General features: G+C 63.9%; 11 protein-coding genes. 5 read left to right on the top strand and 6 right to left on the bottom strand.

The features are described from left to right. The first annotated feature begins 5 nt into the window (after positions 1-5). From CK230_RS10280 to CK230_RS10255, 5 genes are all read left to right on the top strand, one after another. The gene (locus CK230_RS10280; RefSeq protein ID WP_095817079.1) at positions 6-1,508 is read left to right on the top strand and encodes a GMC family oxidoreductase; all 1,503 of its coding nucleotides are present in this window, start codon (positions 6-8) and stop codon (positions 1,506-1,508) included. Between the two features lie 418 nt (positions 1,509-1,926). Further along, on the top strand, positions 1,927-2,688 hold the full coding sequence (locus tag CK230_RS10270) for a 3-ketoacyl-ACP reductase (protein WP_095817077.1): 762 nt from the start codon (positions 1,927-1,929) through the stop codon (positions 2,686-2,688). Between the two features lie 6 nt (positions 2,689-2,694). Beyond that, the gene (locus tag CK230_RS10265) at positions 2,695-4,323 is read left to right on the top strand and encodes a GMC family oxidoreductase N-terminal domain-containing protein (protein ID WP_095817076.1); all 1,629 of its coding nucleotides are present in this window, start codon (positions 2,695-2,697) and stop codon (positions 4,321-4,323) included. A 10-nt stretch (positions 4,324-4,333) separates the two neighbouring features. Further along, complete coding sequence (locus CK230_RS10260) at positions 4,334-4,651, top strand: Dabb family protein (RefSeq protein ID WP_095817075.1); 318 nt, start codon at positions 4,334-4,336, stop codon at positions 4,649-4,651. A gap of 94 nt (positions 4,652-4,745) precedes the next feature. Continuing rightward, positions 4,746-5,963 carry an MFS transporter gene (locus CK230_RS10255; RefSeq protein WP_095817074.1) on the top strand — a complete coding sequence of 406 codons (1,218 nt, stop codon included), beginning with the start codon at positions 4,746-4,748 and terminating at the stop codon, positions 5,961-5,963. A gap of 7 nt (positions 5,964-5,970) precedes the next feature. Here the strand turns inward: CK230_RS10255 and CK230_RS10250 are convergent, their stop codons facing one another. The 6 genes from CK230_RS10250 to CK230_RS10225 form a co-directional block, all read right to left on the bottom strand. Further along, positions 5,971-6,816: an EamA family transporter gene (locus tag CK230_RS10250; protein ID WP_095817073.1), complete on the bottom strand. Its 846-nt coding sequence runs from the start codon at positions 6,814-6,816 to the stop codon at positions 5,971-5,973. 7 nt (positions 6,817-6,823) lie between these two features. Then, positions 6,824-7,741 carry an endonuclease/exonuclease/phosphatase family protein gene (locus CK230_RS10245; RefSeq protein ID WP_095817072.1) on the bottom strand — a complete coding sequence of 306 codons (918 nt, stop codon included), beginning with the start codon at positions 7,739-7,741 and terminating at the stop codon, positions 6,824-6,826. Positions 7,742-7,846: 105 nt separating this feature from the next. Next, positions 7,847-9,400: a sodium:proton antiporter gene (locus tag CK230_RS10240; RefSeq protein ID WP_095817071.1), complete on the bottom strand. Its 1,554-nt coding sequence runs from the start codon at positions 9,398-9,400 to the stop codon at positions 7,847-7,849. Between the two features lie 186 nt (positions 9,401-9,586). After that, positions 9,587-10,651 (bottom strand): ABC transporter ATP-binding protein, encoded by a 1,065-nt coding sequence (locus CK230_RS10235; protein WP_095817070.1) that lies wholly within the window; start codon positions 10,649-10,651, stop codon positions 9,587-9,589. A gap of 15 nt (positions 10,652-10,666) precedes the next feature. Then, a complete protein-coding gene (locus CK230_RS10230) occupies positions 10,667-11,458 on the bottom strand; it encodes an ABC transporter permease (protein WP_095817069.1) in 792 nt (263 codons plus the stop codon). Continuing rightward, positions 11,455-12,369 carry an ABC transporter permease subunit gene (locus tag CK230_RS10225; RefSeq protein WP_095817068.1) on the bottom strand — a complete coding sequence of 305 codons (915 nt, stop codon included), beginning with the start codon at positions 12,367-12,369 and terminating at the stop codon, positions 11,455-11,457. The genes CK230_RS10230 and CK230_RS10225 overlap by 4 nt, the downstream gene beginning before the upstream one ends. Between the last annotated feature and the right edge of the window lie 44 nt (positions 12,370-12,413).

The following is a 12,413-nucleotide window of genomic DNA, read 5'->3' as shown; positions in this document are numbered from 1 at the left end:
AAGCTATGGCAAACCCGGATATCGTCATCATCGGCTCCGGCATTGGCGGCGCCACGATCGCCTCCGGCTTGGCCGGCAGCGGCGCCTCGATCCTGATCCTGGAGCGCGGCGAACCGCTGCCCGCGACGCCGCATGCGCGCTCGACGCGTTCCATATTTGTCGACGAACACTACCGGCCGAAGGAGATGTGGCGCGAGGCCGGCGGTGCGGCCTTCAACCCCGGCAACTACTATTATGTCGGCGGCAATTCGAAATTCTTCGGCGCGGTGCTGATCCGTTACCGCAAGGAGGATTTCTCCGAGTTGGAGCATTTCGGCGGCATGTCGCCGGCCTGGCCGTTCTCCTATGACGAGTTCGAGCCCTGGTACTCGAAGGCCGAGCAGTTGTTTCGCGTGCGCGGCACCCTCGGCGAGGACCCGACCGAGCCGTTCCATTCGATCCCCTACGCCTTCAAGCCGGTGCCCGACGAGCCGCCGATCGCGCGCGCCCGCGTCGAACTGAAGAACCTCGGCCTGCACCCCGCCTCGCTGCCGCTCGGCGTCGACATCGAAGCCTGGCTGAAAGACGGCAGGACGGGCTGGGATGCGTTCCCGAACACCGGCCAGGGCAAGATCGACGCGCAGACCGGACCGCTGACCGCAGCGCTGAAGGACCCGAATATCCGGCTCGAAACCAGCGCCCATGTCGACTGGCTCGAAACCGCGCCGGACGGCAAGACGATTGCCGCCATCCACTACACCCAGAATGGCGCGCAAAAGACGCTGTCGCCGAAACTCGTCATCCTGTCGGCAGGCGCTGTCAATTCCGCCGTCATCCTGCTGCGCTCGCCCTCCGCGAATGGCAAGGGACTGGCCAACAGCTCTGACCAGGTCGGCCGCAATTTCATGAACCACAATTCGTGCGCGATGCTGGCGATCGATCCGCGCCGCCCCAACGATGCCGTCTACCAGAAGACGCTGATGCTCAACGACTACTATCTGTCGGACGGCAAGGGCGGCAAGCCGCTCGGCAATGTGCAGTTGCTTGGCAAGATCGACGGCAACATGCTCAAGGCCAATGTGAAGCGGGTACCGAAATTCGCGCTCGATTTCATGGCCAGCCACGCCGTCGACTGGTACCTGATGTGCGAGGATCTGCCCGATCCCGAAAGCCGCATCATGGTCGACGGCAAGGACATCGTCATGCAGTGGCGCCGCTCCAACATGCAGTCGCTCGAAGGCCTGACCAAGGTGATGCGCGAGAACCTTCGCGCCTGCGGCTATCCGATCGTGCTGTCGCGCCCCTTCGACAAGCGCACGCCCTCGCACCAATGCGGCACGGTGAAGATGGGCAACGACCCGGCCACCTCGCCGCTCGACACCTTCTGCCGCGCCTGGGACCATCAAAACCTGTTCGTCGTCGATGGCGGCTTCCTGCCGACATCGGCCGCCGTCAATCCGGCGCTGTCGATCGCGGCGCAGGCGCTGCGGGTTGCTGACCACATCCGCAAGACGGAGCTTTCCCCATGATAGGCCGGCGCAGCCCCTCATCCGCCTGCCGGCACTTTCTTCCCGTAAACGGCAGGGCTATCGCATATGGCCCTGGGAGTTCGAATAACCTGCAGGCCTCGATCCCGTCATCCTCGGGCTTGTCCCGAGGATCTACCGGCTTCCCCGAACTGGTCGCGCTCTATCTGCGTGCGACGGCAGATCCTCGGGACAAGCCCGAGGATGACGGCGTTGTGTTGGCATTCGCCAATAAACCCATATGCGATTGCCCTACCATAAACGGGCAGAAGAACTCTGGCCGCAACCTTGGCACCCATTCTGCGACGCTGGCGATTGGCGAAGGCGTCGACGACAGCGTCCTTCTCCCCGTCACTATACGGGGAGAAGTGGCCGGCAGGGCGATGAGGGGCAGCGCCGGCGTTCACAAGGCCAGTCTCCAATGACCCGCCCGGCAGCCATCGTCACCGGCGGCGCGCGCGGCATCGGGCTCGCCTGCGCCGAGGCGCTTGCCGATGTCGGCTTCGATATCCTTGTCGCCGATCTTGCCGAAAAAGCGCCAGACAAGCTCGCCGCCAACTTTGCGGCTCGCAGCGCGAAATTCGCCTACTTCCACTGCGACGTTGCCGATCTTTCCGCTCATCGAAGAATGGTCGAAGCCGCGATGAACGCCTTCGGCCGCATCGATTGCCTGGTCAACAATGCCGGCGTCGGCGCCGTCGTGCGTGGCGACCTGCTGGACCTGAAGCCGGAGAACTTCGATCGCGCGATCGGCATCAATCTGCGCGGCACGGTGTTCCTCAGCCAGGCCGTCGCCAGGGCCATGTTGGCGACACCTGCTGTATCACCTCGATCGATCATCACCATCACTTCGGTCAGCGCTACGATGGCCTCGCCTGAGCGCGCCGACTACTGCATTTCCAAGGCCGGCCTTTCAATGTGGGTGAAGAACCTGGCGCTGCGGCTCGCGCCCGAGAATATCGGCGTGTTCGAGGTGCGGCCGGGCATCATCCGAACCGACATGACAGCCGGCGTTTCCGCCAAATATGACGCGCTGATCGACGGCGGCCTGGTGCCGGCCAAACGTTGGGGCGAAGCCGCCGATATCGGCGCCGTGGTTGCGGCGCTCGCCTCCGGCAAATTCGGCTTTTCGACCGGATCGGTCATCGATGTCGACGGCGCGCTCTCCGTGCCACGCTTGTGAGGAACAATGGCTGACTACATCATTGTTGGTGCCGGGCCGGCCGGCTGCGTTCTCGCCAACCGGCTGAGCGAGGATCCGTCCAATTCCGTGCTGCTTCTGGAAGCCGGTGGCAAGGACTGGCATCCGCTGATCCACATGCCGGCGGGCTTCGCCAAGATGACCAAGGGCATCGCCTCCTGGGGCTGGTCGACCGTGCCGCAGAGAAACATGAAGGACCGCGTCTTCTGGTACACGCAGGCCAAGGTGGTCGGCGGCGGCTCATCGATCAACGCCCAGATCTACACGCGCGGCAACGCCCGCGACTACGACGCCTGGGAGAAAGAGGAAGGCCTGGCCGGTTGGGGCTATCGCGACGTGCTGCCCTATTTCAAGCGCGCCGAGAACAACCAGCGCTTCGCCAACGACTTTCATGGCGACCAAGGCCCGCTCGGCGTGTCGAACCCGATCTCGCCGCTGCCGATCTGCGAGGCCTATTTCCGCGCCGGACAGGAGATGGGCATACCCTTCAACCCGGACTTCAATGGCGCTGCCCAAGAAGGCGTCGGCTATTACCAGCTGACCCAAAAGAATGCGCGCCGCTCGTCCGCCTCCGTCGCCTATCTGAAACCGATCCGCGATCGCAAGAATCTGACGGTCAGGACCGACGTGCTGGTCACCCGCATCGTCATCGAGAAGGGCCGCGCCATGGGCATCGAGGCGGTCGACAAGCCAGGCGGTGAAAAGACCATCCTGCGCGCTGAACGCGAAGTGATCGTCTCCTCAGGCGCCATCGGTTCGCCCAAGCTCTTAATGCAGTCGGGCATCGGCCCGGCCGATCATCTGAAATCGGTCGGCTTGACGCCTGTCCACGACCTGCCCGGCGTCGGCTCCAACATGCAGGACCATCTCGACCTCTTCGTGATCGCCGAATGCACCGGCGACTATACCTACGACAACTACGCCAAGCTGCACCGCACGATGTGGGCCGGGCTGCAGTACCTTTTGTTCAAGAATGGACCCGTCGCCTCGAGCCTCTTCGAGACCGGCGGCTTCTGGTACGCCGATCCGACCGCCGCCTCGCCCGACATCCAGTTCCATCTCGGCCTTGGCTCAGGCATCGAGGCCGGGGTCGAGAAGCTGAAGAACCCGGGCGTGACGCTGAACTCCGCCTTCCTGCGTCCGCGTTCGCGCGGCACGGTGCGGCTGAAGAGCGCCGACCCGGCCGACCACCCGCTGATCGACCCGAACTACTGGTCCGACCCCTATGATCGCGACATGTCGATCAAGGGGCTCAGGCTGGCGCGCGAGATCGTGCGCCAGAAGGCGCTGCAACCCTACGTGCTGCGCGAGGTGCTGCCCGGCCCGAGCCTGCAAAGCGACGACGACCTCTTCGACTATGCCTGCCGCACCTCCAAGACCGATCATCACCCGGTCGGCACCTGCCGCATGGGCCATGACGCGATGGCCGTGGTGACACCGGATCTCAGGCTGCGCGGCATCGAAAATCTCCGCGTCTGCGATGCGTCGGTGATGCCGCGCGTCCCCTCCTCCAACACCAATGCGCCGACCATCATGGTCGGTGAAAAAGGCGCTGACCTGATCCTCGGCCGCGAGCCGCTGCCGCCGGCCGTGTTCAAGGGCAACAAGGCGGCATGAGGCATCAACAATGATCCGGCATTGCGTCTTTGTCCGCTTTCGCGACGACGTTCCTGAAACCGAGCGGGCGGCGATCCATGCCGATCTCGAAGCCTTGCGCGCCGTCATCGACGGCATGGGCAAGGTGCACTTCAGCCCCAATGTCAGCCCCGAGCCTTTCGCGCGCGGCTTCACGCATGGTTTCACCATCGATTTCCGCGATGCCGCCGCGCGCGACGCCTATCTGGTGCATGAGGCGCACCAGCGCGCCGGCGCGCGCCTTGTCGCCGCCCTCGAAGGCGGCACCGAGGGGCTGATGGTCATTGATCTCGAGGTGACGCAAATGTGACCGCTCGCCGGCTTAAAACCGGCGGTTGTCCCGTTCTCTTTTGCCCGCCGTGGAACATATCGCTCCTTCTGGGGAATGCAAAAGGAGCACTGCCTTGAACCTCACCAGCGAACAGAAGAAAACCGTAGTCGCATCCTTTCTGGGCTGGACGCTCGACGCTTTCGATTTCTTCCTTCTGACCTTCCTGCTCACCGATATTGCCGCTGAATTCCAAACCGACGTGCCGGCGGTCTCCAAAGCACTGTTCCTGACACTGGCGACGCGCTTCATCGGCGCGTTCTTCTTCGGCATGCTTGCCGACAGATACGGCCGCAAGCCTATTCTGATGCTGAATATCGTCAGCTATTCGGTGATCGGCGCCTTGGCCGCCTTCTCGCCCAACCTCGGCATATTCCTGGCGCTGCGCGCGCTGTTCGGCATCGCCATGGGTGGCGAATGGGGCTTGGGCAGCTCGCTTGCCATGGAATCCATTCCCCCCAACGCGCGCGGCATGGTCTCGGGCATCCTGCAATGCGGCTATCCGGCCGGCTACCTGCTGGCCGCTGTCGCTTACGGACTGCTCTACGGACAGAAGATCGGCGACTTCACCATCGGCTGGCGCGCCATGTTCCTCTTGAGCTTCGCGCCGGCGCTGATCGTGCTGTTCATCCGTTCGCATGTGCCGGAATCGCCTGCTTTCGTCGAAGGCCGTTCGCAGGCACGGCCCGGTCTTCTCGAAACGCTGCAGAAGCACTGGGGCATCGCGCTCTATGCCGTGGTGCTGATGATGTTCTTCAACTTCTTCAGCCATGGCACGCAGGACCTCTATCCGACCTTCCTGAAGAAGCAGCACGGCTTCGATCCGCACACGGTGAGTTGGATCACCATCGTCGCCAACATCGGCGCCATCGTCGGCGGCCTGGCCTTCGGCGCGTTGTCGGAGAAGATCGGCCGCATCAACGCCATCACGCTCGCTTGCCTGATCGCCCTGCCGGCGATCCCGCTCTGGGCCTATACGACCACGCCCTTCATGCTGGCGATCGGCGCCTTTATCATGCAGGTGGCCGTGCAAGGCGCCTGGGGCGTCATCCCGGTGCATCTCAATGAACTGTCGCCGGGCTCGGTGCGGGCGACCCTGCCTGGCTTCATCTATCAGGCCGGCAACCTTGCCGCTTCGTGCGGCGGTCCGTATCAGGCCGGCATCGCCGAAGCGCCGGGAGGCAGCTACGGTTACGCGCTGGCGCTGTTTGCCGGCGTGGTTGCCGTCTGCATCATCGTCGTCGTCCGCTTCAGCCCCGAGAAGCGCGGCGAGGTGATGACCGTGTTCGGGTGAATGGCAATCAACCCATTCTCAGCGCGACGACACCCGCGACGATGCCGAGCGCAGCGGCCGCGCGCCAGGCCGTCATCTTCTCGCCCAGCGCCAGCACCGAGATCAGCATGGCGAACAGGATCGACGTCTCGCGCAGCGACGCGACCGAGGCGATCGGCGCCTTGGTCATCGCCCACATGACGATCCAGTAAGCCGCGCCGCTGAGCACGCCGGTAAACAGCCCTGCCTTCCAGTCGCGCGCCAGCACGGGCAGCGACTGTGGCCCGCGAAAGGCGACGCACAGCACCAGCGCCCAGGTCGCATCGCAGACGAATAGCCAGGCAGCGTAGCTCGTCGCGGTCGCCGCGAGCCGCGCGCCGCTGCCGTCGGACAGCGTATAGCTGGCGATGAAGATCGACGTGCCGAGCGCGAAACCGACCGCGCGCAAATTAAACCGCTCGAGATGGACGCCGCCGCGAAACGACATGACCAGCGTGCCGATCGACAACAGCAAAATGCCGACGATGGCGAGCGGCGCAGGCACCTCCCCGACCAACACGATGCCGCCCAGCGCCGAAAGCAGCGGCGCGGTGCCGCGCGCCAGCGGATAGGTCTGGGCGAAATCGCCGGCTTTGTAGGCGCCGATCAGGAATGTCCGGTAACCCATGTGAAAGAAAACCGATGCGAGGATGAATGGCCAGACCTCGGCCTTGGGCACTTCGACGAAGGGCAGCGCCACGAGTGCCGCGGCGCCCATGCCGAGCGTCATCAGCGTGATCGACAGGAAGCGATCGAGATGCACCTTGACCAGTGCGTTCCAGATCGCATGCATGGCGGCAGCCGAGAGCACCGCAAGGAAGACGAAAAGCGTCATGCCCGGTTCACCTGCCTGCCAGGCCTGGGGCAATGCCCGGCGTTTCCAGATCGACATCGACCCTGAGCGGAAAATGGTCCGAAGCCACCTCGCCGATGTCGGCGCTCACCGAACGCACGCGCCCGGCCAGCATGCCGCCGACGAAGCAATGGTCGAGCCGGCGCTTCGCCAGCCTGCCGTCGATGATCTTTTCGTGCGTATGGAAGTCCGCAGTGGGCTCGGCGGCGACGGAAGCGGCATCGACGAACCCGTCAATATAGGCGGCGCCGGGATGATACGGCATGCTGCCGGTAATACGCTGGTATTCAGCGCTGCCTGGTTCCATGTTGAAATCGCCAAGCCAGATCGCCGCTTGAGGGTTTTCGGGCTCCGCCTGGCCGTTCGACCAGTTGCGCTGCGGCTCGTCGTCGGCGCCGCTCCACGGGCCGCCGTCGGATGGCGCACGACGATGCTCGGCAAGCAGATAGTCGATCTGCTCCAGCCGCTCCTCGGCCGCGATATGCGCCAGATGCAAGGAGAGCACTCGCACCGGTCCGGCCGGGGTGCGGATCATGCATTCGAGCGCGGCGTTGCGCGTGTTGAGCGGCCTCAGCGTGCGCCGCAGCGGCAGCGTGTGCAGCCGCGACCAGACGATCGGCAGCCTTGACAGCACCATCGTGCCGAACTGCCGCCGGCGGTTGACGACGCGACCGTCGCGCTTCTCGCTGGCGTCCATGTCGAAGGCCGGGCCGTAGGCCCAATAATAGTCGGGCAGCAAACCGGACATGATCGCGGGCTGGTCGTCCTCATTGCTGCGTAGCCAATGCCGCTCGACCTCCTGCAGCGCGATGATGTCGGCACCATCAACCAACCTGGCGGCGCGGGCGAGATCGTAGCGCCCGTCGCTGCCATAGCCATACTGGATATTGTAGCTGATCAGCTTCATTGATTAACCGGCTCACTTCTTATGATCGCACTAGCGCCCCGCAGGCGACGTTGCAATGTGCCGCGTAGGCAGGCGAGTGATCCAGCCGACGGTCTGCGAGCCGCTCTAATAGGTCGTCAGTGGCTGGAAGCTTCCGGCCGGCGACGCAGCCAGTTCCGCCCAGTCGATCTCCTCTTCCAGCCGGTGATAGGCCTCGTCGCCGATCGTGCCGTTGCGGCGCAATTCTTCCAGCGTGTCGCGCTGGCGGTTGATGGCGTAGAGCCGCAGCCGGTCATACTCGGTCGCCGCTTGCGCGTCCTCCGGGTTCTCCGCGACCTTGCGCTGCGCCTCATATTGCTCGCGCACCACAGCCGCCGCGGCCGAATTCTTGCGGCTGAGCACGTCGAGCGCCGCCTGCATGATGGCGACGCGCGCCAGCGCCACCTCGCCGTCGACCGTGGTATCGCGCGGGAAGTCGAGCCAGCGCAGCAGCGGCTTCAGGCTCATGCCCTGCAGCACCAGCGTGCCCAGCACCACGGCGAAGGCGGCAAGCACGATCGGGTCACGCCCAGGAAAGTTGGCGGGCAAGGCAACGGCTGCGACCAGTGTCACCAGCCCGCGCATGCCGCACCAGCCGACGAGCACGGCGCCGGGGAATGTCGGGCCATCGCGCCTTTCCTCCTCGCTGGCGTAGCGGGCAAACCAGCGTATGACCGCGACATAGCCCGCCACCCAGACGATACGCGCCACGATGACGATGGCCAGCACCGTCGCGGCGAACAAAAAGGCCTCGCCCTGTCCGTCACCGGAGAGCCGGCCGACGATCGACCGGGCCTGAAGGCCCATCAGCACGAAAGCCAGCACGTTGAGCACGAATACCGCCGACTCCCAGACCGAATAGGTGCTGACGCGGCGTCTGGCCGTCATGCGGCGCGGCGCGCGGCGCGCGATGGTGATGGCGTAGACGACGATGGTGATGATGGCCGAAAGGCCGAGCTTGTCGGCGATGATCCACACCGCGAAGGTCCCGGCGAACTGCACCACGGTGCTGCTTGCCGCATCTTCGATGCGCTCGAGCGCGATCACCGAGAGGCGGCCGAACAGATAGCCGCCGACAACGCTGCCGATCGTGGCTAGCAGGATGACGGGCACTGCGTCTTTCAGCATGAGCGTGCCGATCGCTGCCGCAACCGAAATCCGGTAGATCAAAAGCGCCGTGGCGTCGTTGAGCAGGCTCTCGCCCTGCAGGATGGCGGTGATGCGGTGCGGCACCTTGAACTGGTTGAGCACGGCGCTTGCCGCCACCGCGTCCGGCGGCGCAACGATGGCGCCGAGCGCGATCGCCGCCGCGATCGGCAGACCGGCCATCTTCCAGCCGACGAAGGCGACCGCCACGGCCGTGAAGACGACGGCGCCGAGCGCCAGAAGCACCAGCGACAGCCGGTAGCGTTTCAGGTCGCGCAGCGACGTGTCGTAGGCGGCGTCGAGCAGCACCGGTGCGATAAACAGCGCCAGCGCCAGTTCGGGATCGATTTCGATCACTGGCGCGCCCGGCACGAAAGCCAGCGCAACACCGGCGAGCGCCAGCAGCGACGGATAGGGTATTTCAAGACGGCGCGACAGCGCCGTCAGTGCGACCGCGATGAGAAGCAGGATGAGGGTGAGCTCGAAGAGGGCCATGGCTTATCGTAGCGGCGAAGCACGCAGCTTGGCAGTACCCTGAGACAAGGATGCTGTTGATTATACCGGCGCGTCGATATTGCCCGGCTACACGCCACATTGCACTGGCCTGATGCGCTTCAGCCAGCACCGGAAGCGCAGGAGATCGCCATTTGCGGGCCGGCCTCACCTGAATATCGACACAGCCTAGTGCAGAACCAGCATATCGCCCGACGAGAACGAAATGTCCGCCTTGTCGCCGACGACCGGCGGCGGCGTCGTCGAATTGTTGAATGTGTCGAGCGACACCGTGTTGCCGCCGATGCCGACGCGCACGCGGATCACAGAGCCGAGGAAATGCACTTCGGCGATCTCGCCCGACAGGCTGGCGTCATGGCCAGGCTGCCGCCCCAGCGAAATCGCTTCTGGCCGCAGCGCGAGCGACAGCGTGTCGCCGGACTTGGAGCCGTTGAGCTTGCCCTTGAGCGAGACTTCCTGGCTGTTGACCTGCACCTTGCCCGAGGCGGCGTCGGTGACCTTGCCTTCCAGCACGTTGAGCGTGCCGACGAAATTGGCGACGAACTTGGTTGCCGGCCGGTTGTAGATCTCGAATGGCGTGCCGACCTGCTCGGCCCTGCCGCCATACATCACCGCGATGCGGTCGGAGATCGACAGCGCCTCTTCCTGGTCATGCGTGACGAAGATGGTGGTGATGCCGAGCTTCTTCTGGATCGAGCGGATTTCCTCACGCAGCGATACACGCACCTTGGCGTCGAGTGCCGACAGCGGCTCGTCGAGCAGAAGCAGTTTGGGTTTCGGAGCAATCGCCCGCGCGAGCGCGATGCGCTGCTGCTGGCCGCCCGAGAGCTGGTAGGGATAGCGGTCGGCCATCTGCGGCAGCTTGATGATGTCGAGCATCTCGGCGACTCGGGAATCGATGGCCGGCTTCGACATGCCCGCCACCTTGAGCCCGAAGCCGATGTTCTGCGCCACGGTCAGGTTCGGGAACAGCGCATAGGCCTGGAACACCATGCCGACATTGCGCTGGTTGGGCTTCAACCGGGTGATGTCCTTGCCGCCAACGACGATCTTGCCGGCCGACGGCTCTTCGAAGCCAGCGACCATGCGCAGCACCGTCGTCTTGCCGCAGCCGGACGGGCCGAGGAAGGAGACGAATTCGCCGGGTTCGACATCGAGGCTGAAATCCTGCACCACGGTGTTGGTGCCGTAGGACTTTCGCACATGCTGGATGGACAGGAATGGCTCGGCCATGGCTTTTCTCTCAGCTCAATTCGGTCGGTTCGCCGATTTCGGCGCGAAACGGGACAGGATCTGGATCAGCGACATGCAGCCCCAGGTGATGGCGAAGGCGATGATGGCAAGTGCCGCCGGCTCATAGGCGCGGTTGGCGCCGATATTCTGCAGATACGGCCCGAACGCCGGACGGTTCAGCAGGCTCGCCATCGTGAATTCGCCGATGACGATGGCGAAAGTCAGAAAGGCGCCGGAGAGCACAGCGATCAGCACGTTTGGCAGAATCACCCGAGTAATGATCGTGGACCAGCCGGCGCCGAGGATCTGCGCCGCTTCCGTCAGCGTGCGCACATCAATGGTGCGAAGGCCGGTATCCACCGCCCGATACATATAAGGCAGCGACAACGTCGCGTAGCCGATCACAAGCAGGGCGTTGGTGGCCGTATCGTTTGCCAGGAACGGCAGCGGCGAATTCGAGCCGTACATTCTGATGTAGCCGAAGACGATGACGATTGCCGGGATGACAAGCGGCAGCAGCGTGATGAACTCGACGATCGGCCTGAGCTGCGGCAGGCGAAGGCGGATCCAATAGGCCGCCGGCACCACCACCAGCACGCCGAGGATGATGGTGAATATGGCGGCAACCACCGAGTACATGAATGTCGCCTGGAAGCGGGCGTCGCCAAGCACGATCTGATAGGCGTCGAACGAGTAGGCGCCGCGACGCATGCGCATCGAGAATTCCGCAGTCGCGATCAGCGGGATAAAGAAATAGGCCGCGCCAAGGATGAAGACGACCCAGGCCCAGAAGCGTCCAGTCTTCATTTCAGCCACCTCTCCGAACGCGTCCGGAACCAAATGTAAAAGACATTGGCGAGGCCGGTGATGACGATCATGCCGAAGGCGATCGCATAACCGAGATGCGCATTGTGAAGCACGTCGCCGCGGATCTGCGCGTAGAGGAGGATGGGCACGATGTTGAGCGACGAGCCGGTCAAGGCATAGGCGGTGGCAATCGCCCCGAAGGCGTTGGCGAAAAGCAGGATAACGGTACCGAGGAAGCTCGGCCAGATCACCGGGATGACGACCATGCGCCAGTATTGGGCAGTAGTCGCGCCAAGTGTCGCGGCAGCCTCGCCCCATTCCTTCTTCAGTCCGTCTATCGCTGGCACGATAATGACCACCATCAGCGGAATCTGGAAATAGACATAGGTCAGCGTGAGGCCCCAGAACGACAAGATGTTGAAGCCATGCGCGTAGATGTTAAGGCCGAACACGGTGTTCAGGATGACGGTGGCAAGCCCGAGGCGTCCAAGCGTTGCGAGGAAGGCAAATGCCAGAGGGACGCCGGCAAAATTGGAGGCCACCCCGGAAAAGGTCAGTGTCGCCGACCGTATCCAACTGGGCAAGCCGCCGCGCACGATGGCAATGGCGATAGCCAGGCCGGCAAACGCTCCGATAAGCGCCGATGCCAGACTGACCTTAATCGAAATCAAGTAGGCGGCAACGATATTCGGCTCCGACAGGGCGATGAGATTTTCCAGCGTGAACTCACCGGCCTCGTTCTGGAACGCGCCCAGCATCAGGTAGAGCGTGGGCAGGATAAGAAACATGACGGCGAAGATGAAGAAAGGCGCAACGCCCATCCACTGCGTCGGCAGCCGCAACGCGCGCGCTTCGCTGGGCGGCGCCGTCTTTCCCGAAATTGTCTGGTTGGAGAGCGAAAGATCGGTCATGCGCGGGCTACCGTCTGGGAGAAGCGCCGGGCGGCCAGAGCCGC

The sequence above is a fragment of the Mesorhizobium sp. WSM3859 genome (genome assembly GCF_002295065.1).
Taxonomy (GTDB): domain Bacteria; phylum Pseudomonadota; class Alphaproteobacteria; order Rhizobiales; family Rhizobiaceae; genus Mesorhizobium.
The sequence above is the reverse complement of the archived record's forward strand: the minus strand, read 5'-3'. Positions and strand labels throughout refer to the sequence as shown.